Source organism: Streptomyces sp. NPDC104202 (assembly GCF_055584185.1).
On sequence record NZ_JBVJMN010000024.1, the window covers coordinates 1 to 18,527 of the forward strand.

Below are 18,527 nucleotides of genomic sequence, written 5' to 3' on the forward strand. Positions count from 1 at the left end.
ACCCCCCCCCCCCCCCCCCCCCCCCCCCCCCCCCCCCCCCCCCCCCCCCCCCCCCCCCCCCCCCCCCCCCCCCCCCCCCCGGCGCCTCAGCCGCGGTCGGCGCCTCCGCCGGACTCCAGGTCACCCCGGAAGCCGCGCAGGGCGACGGGCGTGGGTGTCGTCTGCTGCACCCAGGGCTGGTTCCACAGGAAGAGGGCGCCGTTGATGGCGCCCTTGGTCTGCCAGACTGTCCCCGTGGTGGTGACCACCTTCACGAAGGCGTCGTTCCCCTGGGCCTCGATCGCGATCCCGCAGGCGTTGGCCGGGTAGTTGGGGTTGCCCGGGTCCGTCCCGACGAGCGTCGGATTGGTGAGGTCCTGCCAGGCGATCGTCCCGCCGGGCACGCTCGCCTTCCCGACGAACGCCTTGCCGTTGTAGAGCACGGCCTGGAAGTCCTCGGTGTTGGACGGGCTGTACGTGTCGATGTCGATGCAGGGGGCGGTGGCTCCGGTCGCGCCCGTGGCGCCGGTGGCACCGGTGGCTCCCGTGGCGCCGGTGGCACCTGTGGCACCTGTGGCGCCGGTCGCGCCGGTGGCTCCCGTGGCTCCGGTCGCTCCGGTCGCTCCCGTGGCGCCCGTGGCGCCCGTCGGGCCGGTCTCGCCCGTGGCTCCGGTCGCTCCGGTGGCTCCCGTGGCGCCGGTCTCGCCCGTGGCTCCGGTCGCTCCGGTGGCTCCCGTGGCTCCCGTGGCTCCGATCGCTCCGGTCGCGCCCGTGGCCCCCGTCGCTCCGGTCGCCCCCGTCGCGCCGGTGTTGCCCTTGGGGCCGGTCGGGCCGGTCGGGCCGGTGTTGCCCTTGGGGCCGGTGGGGCCGGTGTTGCCCTTCAGTCCCTTGGGGCCAGTGGGACCAGTGGGTCCGGGCGGGCCGGGCTCGCAGCCGTCGTCGCCGCCGGCGAGGGCGCGGGGGGTGTGGAGGCGGGCGGCGTCGACGAGGGGCTGGACCTCGTGGTCCAGGAACTCCTGGAGGGCGTCCGTGGGCGCGTGCCCCGGCGCGGACGGGGCGCGGTGACCGTGCTTCTGGCAGCCGCCGCCGGAGGGGGCGGTCGTCAGGGGCGCGCTGGCCGCCCCGGGCGCGCCGGGGGCGGGCGTCCTGCCCCACGCGGCGGCCGAGGGGGTCGCGAAGCCGGTGAGCACGAGGGCGACCGAGGCGATCGCCCCGCCGCCGAGCCATGCGCGACGGCGGGGCAGCGGGCCCAGCGGGGTCCGGGTCCTGGCATCAGGGCGCATCCGTGCTCCTTCCTCCGCCGGCCTCCGGGCCGGCGCGAGCGATGTCCGGTAGGCACCTGTGTGCCCCCTTTGTCGGATCATCGGATCGCATGGTCGGCGGCTTGACCCCACGGCGGCACTGTCAGCGCCTTGGCGCAGCGCCGACAGCCGAACGGATGCGTACACGACGGGGAACTCGCGCCCGCCCACCGGCGTGCCGACGGCGCCGCCGGGCCCGGCGTCCGTAGGGTCGCGCAACCCCGACCGCTCCTCCGTTCCCTCCGGAAGTGGTGTTGCCGTGCAGCCGTCCATCTGCCTGTGCATGATCGTCAAGAACGAGGCCGCCGTGATCGAGCGCTGTCTCGCCTCCGTCCGCGGTCTCGTGGACACCTGGGTCATCTCCGACACCGGTTCCACCGACGGGACCCAGGAGCTCATCCGCACCGCGCTCGCCGGCATCCCGGGCGAGCTGCGGGAGGAGCCGTGGGTGGACTTCGGCCACAACCGCAGCCTGAACATCGCCCGCGCCCGCGGCCGGGCCGACTACCTGCTGCTCCTCGACGCCGACCACGTCCTGCGCCGGGAGGGGCCGTTCCCCGCGCCGACCGCCGACGCCTACATGATCCGTCACGAGGGGACGGTGGAGTACCGCATCAAACGCCTGGTCAGGGGCGATCTGCCGTGGCGGTACGAGGGGGTCACCCACGAGTACCTGACGGCCGACCGCGAGCACGTCCAGGCGAACCTGGACGCGCTCGTCGTCGAGGACCACGCCGACGGCGGCTCGCGCCACGACAAGTTCGAGCGCGACGCCCGGCTGCTGGGCGCCGAACTCGACCGCGACCCGGCCAACCCCCGCACGGTCTTCTACCTCGCGCAGACCCTCCGCGACATGGGCCGCTCCGAGGAGGCCGTCGCCCTCTACGAGCGCCGGGCGGCGATGGGCGGCTGGGGCGAGGAGGTCTACTACGCGCTGCTCCAGTCCGGCGTCCTGCGGGCCGAGGCGGGGGAGTGGCCCGCCGCGATGGACGCCCTCTCCCGGGCCTGGGAGTCGCGGCCCGACCGGCTCGAAGCCTGCTACGAACTGGTCGCGCGGCTGCGGAAGATGCGCCGGCACCACGCCGCCCACGCCGTCGTCTCCGCCGTCCTGGACCGGGAGCCCCCCGACGACCTGCTGTTCATCCAGCCCTGGGTGTACCGGTGGGGGCTGCTCTTCGAGTACTCGATCACCGCGTACTGGACGGGCGACCACGCCGCCTCGCTGGCCGCCTGCGACCGGCTGCTCGCCCTGCCGGACCTCCCCGAGGCGTACCGCGAGCAGACGCGCGCCAACCGCGAGTTCGCCGTGGCCCGGCTCGACGAGGCGGCCGCCCCCGCGCTCGTCTGACGGGCGCGGAGGCGTGGCGGGGCGTCAGCGCACCCGGGAGCGCGACTCCATCGCGTCGCGGGCGGCGCTCTCCGTCTCGTACACCTCGCACATGTGCCGGCCGTCCGGGGTCGCGGTGTGCTCGACCTCCCACAGGCTGGCCTCGCTGCCGTCGAGCAGCAGGAACTGGTGCTCGTAGAGGGTGAAGCCGGCGTCCCGGCCGCCCTCGGCCGGGCCGTGCCGCCCGAACGCCTGGGTGATGTGGTGTGCGAAGGCCAGTCGGAGGCGGCGGGCCGTCCGCTCGCCCGGTCGGTCCGCGTTCTCCGCGCGCCGCAGGACGCGGCGCGCGTGGTCGGCGGAGTCGTCCGGCACGTACATCCGGGGCTGGGCGGGTATCGGGCGGGCCAGCAGGGAGTTCAGCAGCTCCAGGTCGTCGTCCTCGCCGAAGACGGGCCGGTCCGAGAGGTCCGCGGTCCGGCCCGGCAGCGGCCCGGACGGCAGCCGTGACGCGGCGAGCCGCGCCTCCGACTCCTCGGCGTACAGCTCGTGCCGGCGGGCGCCGTCCCGGCCGGCGTTGTGCGTGAGCTCCCAGAGGCTGAGCGCGCTGCCGTCGGCGAGCAGGTAGGTGTGGCGGTGGGTGGTGCGGTGCAGCGACGCACTGTGGCGCGAGGAGTGCAGCGCGCTGGAGTGGGCGAGCGCCGTGCCGAGGCGCTCGACCGTCGAGTCGGGCAGGTCGAAGGAGTTGAGCGCCCGGCCGAGGAGGCGCTCAAGGTGCGTCTCGGTCGTCTCGAAGGGATCGTGGGGATCCTGCGGATCGTTCAAGAGGGTCTCCAGGCCGTCGCCGCATGTCACTTGGTGCTTGCTTAACGTAGTCCCTGGGTCCGACATCGTGTCCGGGGTTCGGAAAAACGAAGGGCCCGCCTGGGAAGTTCCCGACCGTTTCTTTCAACTCCCTTTATCTTACTGGGAGTACGCGGCCGCGTCCGCTCCGTACAGCTCGCGGTACGAGGGGAAGTCCCCGCCCGGACCCCGCAGACCGCCCGGGGCCGCGAGGACCGCGCGCACGATCGCGCGCGTCACCAGGTCGGCGCCGGCCGCCAGGATCTCGTTCAGGGCGAGCGGACCGCTCGCCGCCGGCAGCTCCCGCGCCCCGGTGGCGAGCGCGAAGACGGTGTCCCCGTCGTTCATCAGGTGCACCGGCCGGACCGCGCGCGCGATGCCGTCGTGCGCCGTGCCCGCGACCTTCAGGGCCTGCGCGCGGGTCAGGGCCGCGTCCGTGGCGACGACGGCGAGCGTGGTGTTCAGCGGCGGCGGCGCGGCCGCCTCCCGTGCCCGGGCGAGCCGCCGCAGCGCCGCCTCGTGCACCTCCCGCGGCGGGACCTGCCGGTGCCCGCCGTCGACCAGGCTGCCGTACGGCACCCCCGTCGCCGGATCGACCGCCGAGCCCACCGCGTTCACCACCACCAGCGCGCCGACCGTGATGCCCGACTCCAGGAGGGCGCTCGCCGTCCCCACACCGCCGCGCATCCCGCCGACCACGGCGCCCGTGCCCGCGCCGACCGCGCCCGTCTCCACGCGCGCGTGGTCCCCGCTCGCGTCCGCCGCCTCCACCGCCGCACGGCCCGTCGCCGCGTCCGGCCGGGCCGCGAAGTCACCGCCCCGTCCCAGGTCGAAGACGCACGCGGCCGGGACCACCGGCACCACGTGGGACGGGTCGGGGCCCACCCGCACGCCCCGGTGCCGCCCCTCCAGCCAGGCCATCACGCCGGCCGCCGCGTCCAGGCCGTAGGCGCTGCCGCCGGTCAGGACCACGGCGTCGATCCGCTCCACCACGTTCCGCGGGTCCAGCGCGTCCGTCTCCCGCGTCCCGGGACCGCCGCCGCGCACGTCCACCGCGGCCGTCATCCCGCCCGCCGGGGCCAGCACCACCGTCGTGCCGCTCAGCGCCCCGGGCCCGGCCACGCGCGCGTGGCCCACCCGCAGCCCCCGTACGTCGGTGAGCGCGTCCCGGCGGTTCCCCTCGGCGTCTGTCATGACCCCTGCCTACCACGGGCCGCCGGGCCCCGGTGGCGTCGGCCGCCGTGAGCGGTCCGAGGAGGCGGAAGAGCAGGAACCGGACGGCGCAGGGTCCCGCGTCCCTGTCACACCGGTGGGGGCAGGCCGTCCGGCGGGCCCCCACCGGCCCGCCGTCACTCCGCGGCGGGGTGGGTCGCCGGGTTGCGGGCCGTCAGCGTGACCCCGACCGCGACGGTGGCGGCGGCGACGAGCCCGGCGGCGAGGACCGCCCAGCGGCCGGCGAACGAACACATGAGGACGGCGAACGCCGACACCGGCAGCACGAGCTGCTGGGCGATGCCGACCTTGAAGTACCGGGCGTGCAGCAGCCACACGGAGAGCAGGAAGACGGCGGTCGGGATCGTGACGGCCGCGGAGGCGGCGAGGGCGGAGATGTGGGCCTTGCCCACCGCCTGCTCGACGGCGATCTCCAGGCCCGCGCCGACGGCGGCGGCCGAGGTGAAGATGACGTAGTGGCCGTATCCCCACAGGAAGCCCTGGCGGCTGGAGGTCAGCCGGTCGTGGGCGGGCACGACGAAGTAGATCCACCAGGCGGCGAAGACGATCAGCAGACCGCCGGCGGCGATCGGCAGCAGGTCGCCGAGCGCGTCGTGCTCGACGATGCCGGACTTCACGGCGACGGTGGCGGCGGCGACGGTCTCGCCGAGGACGATGATGGTGAACAGCCCGTACCGCTCGGCGATGTGGTGCGGGTGCCAGGTGCTGGGGGCGTCCTTCTCCGCGAACACGGGCACGGTCATCTCGGCCAGCGCCATGACGAGGAAGACCCAGGGGCGGGCGGGCTCGGGCGCGAGGACCAGCGCGAGCCAGCCGATCTGGCAGGCGAGGACCCCGCCCGCGTACCGCCGGCACATCGTCCGCTCGGCGGGGTCGGTGGCGTGGTGGGCGGCGCGCAGCCACTGCGAGGCGAGCGCCAGGCGCATGACGAGGTAGCCGAGGTAGACGACGAGGAAGTCGTGGTCCTGGGCGGCGCGCGAGACGCCGGCGGCGAGGACGAGGACGCCGGCGATCTGGACGAGGGTGACGACGCGGTACAGCACGTCGTCGTTGTCGTAGGCCGAGGCGAACCAGGTGAAGTTCATCCACGCCCACCAGATCGCGAAGAACACCATGGCGTAATCGGCGATCCCCTCGCCGGTGTGGCCCTCGGCCACGGCGTGCACGAGCTCGGCGCCCGCCTGGGCGACGGCGACGACGAAGCACAGGTCGAAGAAGAGCTCCAGGGGGGTCGCGGCCCGGTGCGACTCCTCGCGGGAGCGTGCGGTGAGGGGGAGAAACGGTTGTGTCATGGCCCCAGCACAGCAGAGCCGGAGGCCGGCCCGCTCCCGTGCCACGCGGTACGGCCGCCGACGGCGTCAGGCGGCCCGGTCCCCGGCCCGTCCCGCCGGGTCCCCGGAGGCGGCTCCCCGCCCGCCCGGGACCCGCCGGACGCCGCCCGCCGCCGCGGCGTACCGGGCCACCACCAGGCCCGCCAGGCGCGGATGGTCGGCGAGCGGCTCCGTGACGGCCCAGGTGTCCGGGACCGCGGCGAGGGCCCGGGTGAAGCGGCCCGGGGCCAGGAGGTGCGCGGCGAGCGCGACCCGCCGCGAGCCCCGCGCGCGGAGCCGGGCGACGGCGTCGGCCGGTGCGGGGGCGGCGGCGGAGCAGTACGCGGCCGTCACGGGTACGGAGAGGAGCGGACGGAGCTGCTCGACCGCCCGGAGCGTGCCGTCGTCGCCGCCCGGCCGGGAGGAGCCGGCCCCGGCGACGACGACCGCGTCGGCGGGGCCGCCGGCCGCCCGCTCGGCGGCGCGCAGCCGGTCGTACAGCGCGAGGGCCACGGCGCGTTCGCCGCTCAGCCCGGGCGTGACCGCGCAGTCGAAGCGGCGGGCGACGGCGGGCAGGTCGACCGTGCGGTGGTAGCCGTCGCCGAGCAGCAACGGCACCACGACCGCGCCGGGCCGCTCCGCGAGGACCTCGGACAGCGACGGGGCCCGGTGGTCGAGGTAGCCGACGGCGACGGGCGCCCCGCCCAGGCGCCGCACCGCCTCGGCGAGCCGCCCGACCGGAACCGCGGTCCCGGGCAGGGCGCTTCCGTGGACGGCCAACACCAGGTCCCTCATCCGTGCCTCCTCGAAACGGCCGTGCCGGCGCCCGCCTCGGACCGGCGCCCGCCTCGGACCGGCGCCCGCCTTGGACCGGTGGCCGCCTCGGACCGGCGCCCGCCCCGTGCCGGCGCCCGCCTCGGACCGGTGGCCGGACGCCCGGGCCGCCCGGAGTCCCGGGGCCCGGGCGCCCGGGGAACCCGGCCCGGCCGGCGCGGGTCCGCGGGGCCGCGCCCGGCGGTGTCGTTCGCCGGCGCGGCCCCACGGAGTCACGCTAGGCCCGCCGCGGGGGGCCGGGCCGCCGCCGGAAGACCCCGGAGGGAGGGCCACACGTCCCGTGATCCGGGGACCTTCTCGGCGCCGACACGCCCGTCCCGCGCTCCTACGGTCGGAGGGAAGAGACCCGCGACCCCCACGGAGACCGCCATGGCCGCCCCACGGACCCAGACCCTCGTGCTCATCGGCCACGGCATGGTGGGCCACCGCCTCCTGGAGGCGCTGGCCGAGCGCGGCGCGCTCGCGGACCCGGCGGACCCCGCGGGCCCCGGCTGGCGGGTGACGGTCCTGGCCGAGGAGGACGTGCCCGCCTACGACCGGGTGCACCTCTCGTCCGTCTTCACCGGTACCGATCCGGAGCGGCTCGGCCTGTCCGCCCCCGGCTTCCTCGCCGGGCACGGGGTCGACCTGCGGCTCGGCGACCCGGCGGAGCACGTCGACACCGCGGCCCGCACGGTCACGACCACCTCCGGCGCGGTCGTCGGGTACGACGCGCTGGTCCTGGCGACCGGCTCGTACCCGTTCGTGCCGCCGATCCCCGGCGCCGACGCCGCCGGCTGCTTCACCTACCGCACCCTCTACGACGTCGACGCGCTCACCGCGTACGCCGGGGACGCCCGGACCGGTGTCGTCGTCGGCGGCGGGCTCCTCGGCCTGGAGGCGGCCGGGGCCCTGCGCACGCTCGGACTGGCCACGCACGTCGTCGAGTTCGCGCCGCGGCTGATGCCGCTCCAGGTCGACGACGGCGGCGCGGCGGCGCTGCGGACCACCATCGAGTCGATGGGGGTCGCCGTCCACACCGGGGTGGGGGCCGCGGAGGTCGAGACGGACGCCGACGGGACGGTGCGGGGCCTGCGGCTGTCGAGCGGCGAGCGGCTCCCCGCCGACCTGGTCGTCTTCTCCGCCGGGGTCCGGCCGCGCGACCGCCTGGCCCGGGAGGCCGGGCTGGCGGTGGGCGACCGCGGGGGAGTGGCGGTGGACGAGCACTGCCGGACGACCGACCCGTACGTGTACGCGATCGGGGAGTGCGCCCAGACCTCCGACGGGCGGGTGTACGGCCTGGTCGCGCCCGGCTACCAGATGGCGGAGGCGGTCGCCGACCGGCTCGCGGGGGCGGGGACGACGGTGTTCACCGGCGCCGACACGTCGACGAAGCTGAAGCTGCTCGGCGCGGACGTGGCCTCCTTCGGCGATCCCTTCGCGGACGGCGGCGACGGCGGACCGCGCCCCACCGAGATCGTGTTCTCCGACGGCCGCGAGGGCGTCTACAAGAAGCTGCTGCTCGGCCCCGAGGGGCAGCTCATCGGCGGCATCCTGGTCGGCGACGCCGAGGCGTACGGCGCGCTCAGGCCGCACGCGGGGCGGCGGCTCCCGGCCCCGCCCGAGGCGTTCCTGCTGCCGGCCGGCGGGGGCGTCGAGCCGCCCGGCGCGGACGCGCTGCCCGACGACGCCGTCGTCTGCTCCTGCCACAACGTGACCAAGGGCGCGGTGGCCTCGGCGATCGCCGCCCACGGCCTCGACGACATCGGCGGGATCAAGCGGCACACGAAGGCCGGCACGGGCTGCGGCGGCTGCGTGAACACTCTCCGGGGCGTCCTCGACGCGGCGGGCGTGGAGCGGAGGCGCGGCCTGTGCGAGCACTTCCCCGACCTCTCCCGGCCCGAGGTCTACGCGCTGGTCAGGTCCGAACGCCTCCGCTCCTACACCGAGCTGGCCGAGCGGTACGGCGCCGGGGGCGCCGGCTGCACCGTGTGCAAGCCGGTCGTCGCCAACGTCCTGGGCACCCTGGCGCCGGAGCTGGGACTGCGGCACGTCCTCGACGGCGAGCAGGCCGCGCTCCAGGACTCCAACGACCTCTTCCTCGCCAACCTCCAGAAGGACGGCACCTATTCGGTGGTGCCGCGCGTCCCCGGCGGCGAGATCACCGCCGCACAGCTCATCGTCCTCGGCGAGGTGGCCCGCGACCACGGCCTCTACACCAAGATCACCGGCGGTCAGCGGATCGACCTCTTCGGCGCACGGAAGGAGGAACTCCCGTCCATCTGGCGCCGGTTGATCGCGGCGGGCTTCGAGTCCGGGCAGGCATACGGGAAGTCGCTGCGGACGGTCAAGTCCTGTGTCGGCTCGCGGTTCTGCCGGTTCGGGCAGGGCGACTCGGTCCGGCTCGCCGTCGACCTGGAGCTCCGCTACCGGGGCCTGCGCGCCCCGCACAAGATCAAGGGCGGCGTCTCGGGCTGCCTCCGCGAGTGCGCGGAGGCCCGCGGCAAGGACATCGGCGTCATCGCCACCGCCGGCGGCTGGAACCTGTACGTCTGCGGCAACGGCGGCACCGACCCGCGCCACGCCGAGCTGCTCGCCGCCGACCTGCCGGCCGCCGAACTCCTCGCCCTGACCGACCGCTTCCTCATGTACTACGTGCGGACCGGGGAACGGCTGGAGCGCACCTCCGCCTGGCTGGAGCGCCTCGGAGCCGCGCACGGCGGGACGGGCCGAGGCGCGGGCTCCGGCGCTTCGGGCGGCTCGGGCGCTTCGGGCGGCTCCGGCGGGTCCGGGGCCCCGGGCGGTTCGGCCGGCTCGGGCGGATCCGCGCGGGCCGCGGGGATCGCGCACCTCCGCGAGGTCCTGATCGAGGACTCCCTCGGGCTCCGCGACGAGCTGGAGGCCCAGATGGAGCGGCACGTGGCCGCCTACCGGGACGAGTGGCAGGCGGTCCTCGACGACCCCGCCGCCCTGGCCCGGTTCGCCCCGCACACGGCCGGGGCGGAGTTCCTGGAGCCGGGCCGCGGCCGGCCCGCCGTCCTCGCGGACGGCACCGAGGCGGCGCTCTTCCGCGCCGGCGACGGCACGGTGTACGCGGTGGGCAACCGGGACCCCTTCACGGGTGCGGCCGTCATCGCCGACGGGATCATGGGCAGCAGGGACGGGGTACCGGTGGTCGCGTCCCCCCTGCACAAGCAGGAGTTCGACCTGCGCACCGGCGCCTGCCTCGACGACCCCGAGGTCGCCCTGCCGGTCCTCCCGGTCCCTCAGTCCCTCCGCTGACGGGACCTTCACCCGGCCGCCCGGCGACCATCGGCACTCACCCGCCCCCGCGTCCCGGAGCAGCCTGGAAGGGCAAGGAAAGACCCGAACGCCAGGGAAGTCAGGGAAGCGCCATGAGTTCCGTACTCCAGGACAGCAGAGCGACGGGCGGGCCGGCCGGCTCGTACGACACGGAGCAGTACCGCCCCGGCAGGCCGATCACCGACTGGGAGCCGGAGAACGAGCTGTTCTGGAAGTCGATCGGCCGGAAGGTCGCCGCCCGCAACCTGTGGATCGCGGTACCGGCGCTGCTCGTGGCCTTCGTCGTCTGGCAGGTGTGGTCGGTCACCGCGACCAACCTGAAGGACGTCGGCTTCGGCTACTCGACCTCCCAGCTGTTCTGGCTGACGGCCGTCCCCGGCCTGACCGGCGGCACGGCCCGCATCCTCTACACCTTCCTCGGCCCGATGGTCGGGCAGCGCCGCTTCACCGCCCTGTCGACGGTGATCCTGATCGTGCCGCTGATCTGGCTCGGCGTCGCGATCCAGGACCCGACGACCCCCTACGGCGTGATGGCCGCCATCGCCGCCCTCTGCGGCATCGGCGGCGCGAACTTCGCCTCCTCCCTCGCCAACATCGGCTTCTTCTTCCCCAAGGCGCGGAAGGGCGGCGCGACCGGCGTCAACGGCGGCCTCGGCAACCTCGGCGTCTCCGTCGTCCAGCTGCTCACCCCGATCGTCATCACCTGGTCGGCCCTCGCGATCGGCTCCGCCCAGCACAGGGCCGACGGCACCGCCGTCCACCTGCAGAACGCCGCCTTCCTCTGGGTCCCGGTGATCCTCGTGCTCGCCGCCGTCGCCTGGTTCGGCCAGAACGACCTGAAGGTCGCTGCCACCCCGTTCAGCCGGCAGAAGGTCATCTTCGGGCGCAAGCACACCTGGCTGATGACCTGGCTGTACGTCGGCACCTTCGGCTCCTTCATCGGCTTCGCCGCCGCCCTGCCGATGCTGATCAAGACGACCTTCCCGGACTACTCCGTCGCCACCTACGCCTGGATGGGCCCCGCCGTGGGCGCGCTCGCCCGCTGGGGCGGCGGCTGGATCGCCGACCGCTGGGGCGGCGCCCGGGTCACCGTGCTGTCCTTCGTGGGCATGGCCGCCTCGATCGTCGGCGTCATCGCCTTCCTGCCCTCCGGCGGCGACGGCGGCTCGTTCCCGGGCTTCTTCCTCTGCTTCCTCGCCGCGTTCTTCTTCTCCGGGATCGGCAACGGCTCCACCTTCCGGCAGATCCCGGTGATCTTCCGCGGCACCCACCTCAGGGGTCTGACGGAGGGCACCCCGGAGCACGCCCGGGCGCTGAAGCAGGCGGAGATGGAGTCCGGCGCCGTCACCGGCTTCACCTCGGCCGTCGCGGCCTATGGCTTCTTCTTCATCCCCGCCCTCTTCGCCTCGGTGTCCGTGACCAGCGCCATGTGGGGGTTCGTCGCCTTCTACGCCGGCTGCACCCTCGTGACCTGGTGGTTCTACGCCCGAAGGAACGCCGAGGCGCCCAGCTGACCGACGCCCCGACACCCGGCCGACCGACGCCGGGACACCCGGCCGACCGGCCCTTCCGGGTCCGCCGAGGAAAGGCCCCGCCGCACGGCGGGGCCTTTCCGCACGCGCGGGCCGGGACCTACGGCCCTCGACCGGGGACCATTGCCGCCCGAAATGATCGATCAAAAGGAGTGGAATGGAGGCAAGCAACGACGCGATCGAATGACTCGAAGAAGGCGGTGCGGGCAGTGACTGCGACCCCTGCTGAGGCGACGGCGAACGGAACGGCCTGGAAGGGCTTCAAGGGCGGACTCTGGCGCGACGCCATCGACGTCCGCGACTTCATCCAGCAGAACTACACGCCGTACGAGGGCGACGGCTCCTTCCTCGCCGGACCCACCGAGCGGACCACCGCCGTGTGGAAGGCGATCACCGACCGCTTCCCCGAGGAGCGCGCCAAGGGCGTCCTCGACGTCTCCCACGACGTGCCCTCCACCATCACCGCCCACGCCCCCGGCTACATCGACCGCGACCGCGAGCTGATCGTCGGCCTCCAGACCGACGCCCCGCTGAAGCGCGCGATCATGCCGTACGGCGGCTGGCGCATGGTCGCCGGCGCGCTGGAGACCTACGGCTACCCGGTCTCGGCCGAGCTGGAGAAGGTCTTCACCGAGTACCGCAAGACCCACAACGCCGGCGTCTTCGACGCGTACACCCCCGAGATCCGCGCCGCCCGCAAGGCCGGCGTCGTCACCGGCCTCCCCGACGCCTACGGCCGCGGCCGCATCATCGGCGACTACCGCCGCGTCGCCCTCTACGGCGTCGACCGCCTCGTCGAGGTGAAGAAGGAGGAGAAGGCTGAGCTCGACTCCCTGCCCGCCGGCGGCCGTTCGCTGGAGGAGACGATCCGCCTCCGCGAGGAGCTCGCCGAGCAGATCCGCGCCCTCGGCGAACTCAAGGCGATGGCCGCCTCCTACGGCCACGACCTCTCCGGCCCCGCCACCACCGGCCACGAGGCCGTCCAGTGGCTCTACTTCGCCTACCTCGCCGCCGTGAAGGAGCAGAACGGCGCGGCGATGTCCCTCGGCCGGACCTCCACCTTCCTCGACGTCTACCTCCAGCGCGACATCGACTCCGGCGTCCTCACCGAGGAGCGGGCGCAGGAGCTCGTCGACGACTTCATCGTCAAGCTCCGCATCGTCCGCTTCCTGCGCACCCCCGACTACGACGAGCTGTTCTCCGGCGACCCGACGTGGGTCACCGAGTCCCTCGCCGGCATGGGCGAGGACGGCCGGCCGCTCGTCACGCGGACCTCCTTCCGCTACCTCCAGACCCTCTACAACCTCGGCCCGGCCCCCGAGCCGAACATGACGGTCTTCTGGTCGCCGCGGCTCCCGCGGGGCTTCAAGGAGTTCTGCGCCCGGGTCTCCATCGACACCTCCTCCGTCCAGTACGAGTCGGACGAGCTGATGCGCCCCCGCTTCGGCGACGACACCGCCATCGCCTGCTGCGTCTCCGCGATGCCGGTGGGCAAGCAGATGCAGTTCTTCGGCGCCCGGGTGAACCTCGCCAAGACCCTCCTCTACGCGGTCAACGGCGGCCGCGACGAGAAGTCCGGCGCCCAGGTCGGCCCGGCCACTGGTGCTCTCACCTCCGAGGTCCTCGACTACGACGAGCTCATGGAGCGCTTCGACGCCCAGCTGGAGTGGCTCGCCGAGGTCTACGTGCACGCCCTGAACGTCATCCACTACATGCACGACCGGTACGCCTACGAGCGGATCGAGATGGCGCTCCACGACCGCGACGTGCGCCGCACCATGGCCTGCGGCATCGCCGGCCTCTCCGTCGCCGCCGACTCCCTCGCCGCCGTGAAGTACGCCCGGGTCACCCCGGTCCGCGACGACACCGGCCTCGCCGTCGACTACGTGATCGAGGGCGACTACCCCGCCTTCGGCAACAACGACGAGCGGGTCGACGCCATCGCCGTCGGCCTGGTCGAGGAGTTCATGCGGAAGGTCCGCAAGCACCCCACCTACCGCGACGCCGAGCACACCCAGTCCGTCCTGACCATCACGTCCAACGTCGTCTACGGCAAGAAGACCGGCAACACCCCCGACGGGCGCCGCGCCGGCGAGCCCTTCTCGCCGGGCGCCAACCCGATGAACGGCCGTGACACCCACGGTTACGTCGCCTCCGCCCTCTCGGTCGCCAAGCTGCCCTACGAGGACGCCGAGGACGGCATCTCGCTCACCCACACCGTCACCCCTGACGGCCTGGGCCGCACCCCCGAGGAACGGATCGCCAACCTCGCGGGCGTCCTCGACGGCTACATGGCCAGCGACGGCTTCCACATGAACGTCAACGTCCTCAGCCGGGACGTCCTCCTGGACGCCATGGAGCACCCGGAGAACTACCCGCAGCTGACGATCCGGGTCTCCGGATACGCGGTGAACTTCGTCCGGCTCACGCGCGAGCAGCAGCTCGACGTCCTGAACCGCACCTTCCACGGCTCGCTGTAGCCCCCCTGAGCACCCGGGGCCGGAGGCCCCTCACCTCCGGCCCCGGGTCGCGCCCCCACACCCTCCGAAGGAGGACCCGCCATGACCGGCCTCGCCCTCGGGCCCGCGGCCCCCGCCACCCCGGCCGCCGCGGCGACCCACCGGCCCTCCTCGGGCTCGGTGCACTCATGGGACCTGTCCACCGGTGTCGACGGTCCCGGCACCCGCTTCGTCACCTTCCTGTCCGGCTGCCCCCTCACCTGCCTCTACTGCCACAACCCCGACACCTGGCGGATGCGCGGCGGCACGCGCACCTCCGCCGACGACGTGATCGCCGAGGCGCGCAAGTACGTCCGCTTCATCGCGGCCTCCGGCGGCGGCGCCACCCTCTCCGGCGGCGAACCCCTGCTCCAGCCCGTCTTCGCCGGCGAGCTGCTGCACCGGATGAAGCACGAGCTGGGCCTCCACACCGCCCTCGACACCTCGGGCTTCCTCGGGGTCCGCGCCACCGACGCCCTGCTGCGCGACACCGACCTGGTCCTGCTCGACATCAAGTCCTGGGACCCCGACACCTACCGCGGGGTGACCGGCCGGCCGCTGCGGCCGACCCTGGACTTCGCCCGCCGCCTCGCCGACCTCGGCCAGGACGTCCACGTCCGCTTCGTGCTCGTCCCGGGCCTGACCGACGACCCGGCGAACGTCGAGGGCGTCGCCGCCTTCGCCGCCGGGCTCGGCAACGTCTCCCGCGTGGACGTCCTCCCCTTCCACAAGCTCGGCGAGGCGAAGTGGAAGGCGCTCGACATGCCCTTCACCCTGCACGACACCCCGTCCCCGACGCCCCGACAGGTCGCCGCCGCCCGCGAGGTCTTCCAGGCCCACGGCCTGCACGCCGTCTGAGCGACGCCCTCACCCGCCGACCACGCAAAACAGGAAAAAGGGCCCGTATGGTCTTACCGTGGCCGCGTGACCGAGCCACCGCAGACAGTCGAGCCGACACCCGGACCGGGCGACCCGCCGCCCGGCACCACCGCCCCCGCACCGGGGGAGCCACCGGCGGCCGGAGCCCCGCCGCAGACCCCCGCCGCCGTGCGCCGCCGCGCCGGCCTCGCGGGGGCCGTCGTCTCCGTGCTCCTGATCATCGCGATCGTCTTCGGCAGCCGGCTGCTCCGCGACTTCGACTCGGCCCTGCTGCCCTACGCCGTCGCCACCGTCTTCCTCGCCTTCGGCATCGCCTACCGGTACACGGTGTGGATCTCCGCCCCCGGCGCCAAGCGCCTCTTCCGGCAGGGCTGGCGCTCCTTCTTCTCCGCCGCGAACTTCCGCAAGGCGCCCACCGCGCTGCCGAAGATGATCGCCACCTACCTCGGCTTCCAGAAGTTCCTCGGCGCCCGCTCCCACGCCCGCTGGGCCGCCCACCAGCTCGTCTTCTGGGGCTGTCTGCTCGCCGCCGCGATCACCTTCCCCCTCACCTGGGGCTGGTTCACCTTCACCTCCTCGACCGGCTCGGGCCCCGGCTACGAGATGCGGATCTGGGGCTTCAAGGTCCTCGGCTTCGACTCGCTCAGCCTCCTCGGCTGGCTGATGTTCCACGGCCTCGACATCGCCGCCGTCCTCGTCATCGCCGGCGCCGCCTACTTCCTCTGGCGCCGCATGAAGGACCGCGGCGCCATCACCGGCCAGCGCTTCGCCTACGACCTGGTGCCGCTGATCTGCCTCGTCGTCATCTCGGTGACCGGGCTCCTGCTGACCTTCTCGTCGATCTTCCTGCACGGCGGTGGCTACGAGTTCCTCGCCGTCCTGCACATGGTCTCCGTCGTCTTCACCCTCATCTACATCCCGTTCGGGAAGTTCTTCCACATCGTCCAGCGGCCCGCCGCCGTCGGCATGCAGCTCTTCAAGTACACCTCCCGCCGCAAGGACGAGGAGCAGGTGCTCGCCTGCCGGCGCTGCCACGAGCCCATCGACACCGCCCCCTACGTGGAGAACCTCCGGGGCACCATGCGCGACCTCGACCTCGGGTTCGACCAGTGGGCCGAGTACTGCCCCCGCTGCAAGCGCGTCCTACGCGGCAACGCCTACCTCGACCACGTGAAGAAGGGCTTCAAGTGACCGCGTCCGACCCCGCGACCACCCCCGGGCGGCCGGTGCCGCTCGACCCCTCGCTCGCCCCGCCCGGCACCCGCAACTTCCGCGACGCCGGAGGCATCCCGGCCGACCGCTGGCACGCCGACCAGAACGGCGAGACCCTCGTCCCCACCCACTGCTGCTTCTGCGGCGTCCAGTGCGGCATGTACCTCCGCGTCGACCGCGGCGGCAAGGTCTTCGGCGTCGAACCCCGCAACCACGACATCAACCGGATGCGGCTCTGCCCCAAGGGCATCAACGCCTACCAGCAGGTCAACCACCCCGACCGGCTCACCGCGCCGCTGATGCGCCGCAACCGCGACGAGGCGTTCCGCGAGGTCTCCTGGGACGAGGCCCTCGACCACACCGTCGCCGAGATCCGCCGCATCCAGGGAGAGCACGGCAACGACGCCTTCGGGCTCCTCGGCGGCGCCAGCCTCTACTCCGAGAAGACCTACCTCGTCGGCAAGTTCGCCCGCGTCGCCCTCAGGACCCGGCACGTCGACTACAACGGCCGCCTCTGCATGGTCTCCGCCGCCGGCGCCAACAAGCTCGCCTTCGGCATCGACCGGGCCGGCAACCCCTTCTCCGACATCCTCCTCACCGACTGCCTCCTCATCGCGGGCTCCAACGTCGGCGAGTGCTTCCCGGTCATGACCCAGTACCTCTGGGGGGCCCGCGACCGGGGCGCCAGTCTCATCGTCGTCGACCCGCGCGAGACCGCCATCGCGCGCACCGCGGACATCCACGTCGCCCTCAAGCCCGGCACCGACGCGGCCTTCTTCAACGCCGTCCTGCACGTCGTCGTCGCCGAGGGCCTCACCGACGAGGCCTACCTCGCCGCCCACACCACCGGCTGGGACGAGGTGCGCAAGACCGTCGCCGACTACCCGCCCGCGCGCTCCGCCGAGATCTGCGGCGTCCCCGAGGAGCAGATCCGCCAGGTCGCCCGCGTCTTCGCCGGCGCGGGAAAGGCCATGGCCTGGCACGCCCGCGGCGTCGAGCACCACTCCCAGGGCGTCGAGAACTGCCTCACCATCATCAACCTCTGCGTCGCCACCGGGAACATCGGCAAGCCCGGCGCCGGATACGGCACGATCACCGGCCAGGGCAACGGCCAGGGCGGCCGCGAGCACGGCCAGAAGTCCGACCTGCTGCCCGGCGGCCGTTCCATCACCAACCCCGAGCACCGCCGCCAGATCTGCGAGATCTGGGGCATCGACGAGGCCGACCTCCCGCTCGCCGGCACCTCCATGATGGAGATGGTCTGGCAGATGCAGCGCCGGGAGATCCGGGGCCTCGTGGGCATCTGCAACAACCCCTTCGTCTCGCTGCCGAACTACGCCACCGTCAAGGACGGTTACGACAGCCTGGAGTTCCACGCCCAGTTCGACTTCTTCCTCTCCGAGACCGCCGCCAACGCGCACGTGGTCTTCCCCGTCACCGTCTGGGCCGAGGACGAGGGCGTCATGGCCAACGCCGAGGCCCGGGTCGTCAAGCACAACAAGGCCCAGGAGCCCCCGGCCGGCGTCCGCACCGACACCTGGGTCATGTGCGAACTCGCCCGCCGGCTCGGCGCCGGGGACAAGTTCGCGTTCCCCGACTCGCGCTCCGTCTTCGAGGAGCTGCGGATCGCCTCCGCCGGAACCGTCAACGACTACTACGGCATCACCTACGAGCGCCTGGAGGAGACCGGCGGCATCGCCTGGCCCTGCCCGAGCACCGAGCACCCCGGCACCCCCCGGCTCTTCGAGAACGGCCGCACCTACCACCCCGACGGCAAGATCCACCTCCAGGTCGTCGAATGGCACCCGCCGATGGACCCGTACAGCGAGGAGTACCCCCTCTCGCTCACCACCGGCCGCACCGTCGCCCACTTCCTCTCCGGCAACCAGACCCGCCGGCTCGGCGCCCTCGTCGAACAGACCCCGCGGCCCTGGGTCGAGGTCCATCCCTCCCACGGCTTCCGCAACGGCGACCCCGTCCGCGTCGTCACCCGCCGCGGCAGCGAGGTCTTCCCCGCCCTGGTCACCGAGGCCATCCGGCCCGACACCGTCTTCGTCCCCTACCACTGGCCCGTCCCGACCGCGGCGAACGCCCTCACCATCGACGCCCTCGACCCCCGCTCCAAGATCCCGGAGTACAAGGTCTGCGCGGCCCGCATCGAGGCCGCCGAGCGGATCGACGAGGTCCCCGCCCCGCCCACCGCCCCCGGACACCGGGCATACCCGGAGACCCAGGTCTCCCGCACCGACCCGCTGCCCCCCACCTCCCCCCAGGGCCGCGGCACCGCGGAGAGGAGCTGA

12 protein-coding genes are annotated in these 18,527 nt (G+C 73.9%); 7 read left to right on the forward strand and 5 right to left on the reverse strand.

All coding sequences use genetic code 11. The features are described from left to right. Nucleotides 1-86 precede the first annotated feature (86 nt). On the reverse strand, nt 87-1,262 hold the full coding sequence (locus tag ACZ60W_RS17400) for a hypothetical protein (RefSeq protein WP_469756181.1): 1,176 nt from the start codon (nt 1,260-1,262) through the stop codon (nt 87-89). A 277-nt stretch (nt 1,263-1,539) separates the two neighbouring features. On the opposite strand from ACZ60W_RS17400, the gene ACZ60W_RS17405 reads away from it, so the two are divergent. Further along, nucleotides 1,540-2,628, forward strand: coding sequence for a glycosyltransferase (locus ACZ60W_RS17405; protein WP_469756182.1), 1,089 nt, complete (start codon nt 1,540-1,542; stop codon nt 2,626-2,628). Between the two features lie 24 nt (nt 2,629-2,652). On the opposite strand, the gene ACZ60W_RS17410 is transcribed toward ACZ60W_RS17405, so the two are convergent. The 4 genes from ACZ60W_RS17410 to ACZ60W_RS17425 all read right to left on the reverse strand — a co-directional run bounded on the left by ACZ60W_RS17410 (nt 2,653) and on the right by ACZ60W_RS17425 (nt 6,785). Then, complete coding sequence (locus ACZ60W_RS17410) at nt 2,653-3,495, reverse strand: DUF6227 family protein (RefSeq protein WP_469756183.1); 843 nt, start codon at nt 3,493-3,495, stop codon at nt 2,653-2,655. Nucleotides 3,496-3,567: 72 nt separating this feature from the next. Continuing rightward, the gene (locus tag ACZ60W_RS17415) at nt 3,568-4,641 is read right to left on the reverse strand and encodes a P1 family peptidase (protein WP_469756184.1); all 1,074 of its coding nucleotides are present in this window, start codon (nt 4,639-4,641) and stop codon (nt 3,568-3,570) included. Between the two features lie 155 nt (nt 4,642-4,796). Next, a complete protein-coding gene (locus tag ACZ60W_RS17420) occupies nt 4,797-5,972 on the reverse strand; it encodes a low temperature requirement protein A (protein ID WP_469756185.1) in 1,176 nt (391 codons plus the stop codon). A gap of 66 nt (nt 5,973-6,038) precedes the next feature. Further along, on the reverse strand, nt 6,039-6,785 hold the full coding sequence (locus tag ACZ60W_RS17425) for a sirohydrochlorin chelatase (protein WP_469756186.1): 747 nt from the start codon (nt 6,783-6,785) through the stop codon (nt 6,039-6,041). Nucleotides 6,786-7,193: 408 nt separating this feature from the next. On the opposite strand from ACZ60W_RS17425, the gene nirB reads away from it, so the two are divergent. The 6 genes from nirB to ACZ60W_RS17455 all read left to right on the forward strand — a co-directional run bounded on the left by nirB (nt 7,194) and on the right by ACZ60W_RS17455 (nt 18,527). Beyond that, entirely contained in the window at nt 7,194-10,085 is a 2,892-nt protein-coding gene (gene nirB / locus ACZ60W_RS17430; RefSeq protein ID WP_469756187.1) for a nitrite reductase large subunit NirB, read from the forward strand. A gap of 113 nt (nt 10,086-10,198) precedes the next feature. Beyond that, nucleotides 10,199-11,620: an MFS transporter gene (locus tag ACZ60W_RS17435; protein WP_469756188.1), complete on the forward strand. Its 1,422-nt coding sequence runs from the start codon at nt 10,199-10,201 to the stop codon at nt 11,618-11,620. Between the two features lie 218 nt (nt 11,621-11,838). Next, nucleotides 11,839-14,118, forward strand: coding sequence for a formate C-acetyltransferase (gene pflB, locus ACZ60W_RS17440; protein WP_469756189.1), 2,280 nt, complete (start codon nt 11,839-11,841; stop codon nt 14,116-14,118). Nucleotides 14,119-14,199: 81 nt separating this feature from the next. Beyond that, entirely contained in the window at nt 14,200-14,994 is a 795-nt protein-coding gene (pflA, locus tag ACZ60W_RS17445; RefSeq protein WP_469756190.1) for a pyruvate formate-lyase-activating protein, read from the forward strand. A 66-nt stretch (nt 14,995-15,060) separates the two neighbouring features. Further along, nucleotides 15,061-16,206: an MFS transporter gene (locus ACZ60W_RS17450; RefSeq protein ID WP_469756191.1), complete on the forward strand. Its 1,146-nt coding sequence runs from the start codon at nt 15,061-15,063 to the stop codon at nt 16,204-16,206. Continuing rightward, on the forward strand, nt 16,203-18,527 hold the full coding sequence (locus tag ACZ60W_RS17455; RefSeq protein ID WP_469756192.1) for a molybdopterin oxidoreductase family protein: 2,325 nt from the start codon (nt 16,203-16,205) through the stop codon (nt 18,525-18,527). The genes ACZ60W_RS17450 and ACZ60W_RS17455 overlap by 4 nt, the downstream gene beginning before the upstream one ends.

What these genes read in the sequence shown, in the direction of transcription:
- ACZ60W_RS17420 (WP_469756185.1), bottom strand. Translation starts at nt 5,972, where the DNA reads ATGACACAACCGTTTCTCCCCCTCACCGCACGCTCCCGCGAGGAGTCG.
- nirB (WP_469756187.1), top strand. Translation starts at nt 7,194, where the DNA reads ATGGCCGCCCCACGGACCCAGACCCTCGTGCTCATCGGCCACGGCATG.
- ACZ60W_RS17415 (WP_469756184.1), bottom strand. Translation starts at nt 4,641, where the DNA reads ATGACAGACGCCGAGGGGAACCGCCGGGACGCGCTCACCGACGTACGG.
- ACZ60W_RS17400 (WP_469756181.1), bottom strand. Translation starts at nt 1,262, where the DNA reads ATGCGCCCTGATGCCAGGACCCGGACCCCGCTGGGCCCGCTGCCCCGC.
- ACZ60W_RS17410 (WP_469756183.1), bottom strand. Translation starts at nt 3,495, where the DNA reads ATGTCGGACCCAGGGACTACGTTAAGCAAGCACCAAGTGACATGCGGC.
- pflA (WP_469756190.1), top strand. Translation starts at nt 14,200, where the DNA reads ATGACCGGCCTCGCCCTCGGGCCCGCGGCCCCCGCCACCCCGGCCGCC.
- ACZ60W_RS17425 (WP_469756186.1), bottom strand. Translation starts at nt 6,785, where the DNA reads ATGAGGGACCTGGTGTTGGCCGTCCACGGAAGCGCCCTGCCCGGGACC.
- ACZ60W_RS17435 (WP_469756188.1), top strand. Translation starts at nt 10,199, where the DNA reads ATGAGTTCCGTACTCCAGGACAGCAGAGCGACGGGCGGGCCGGCCGGC.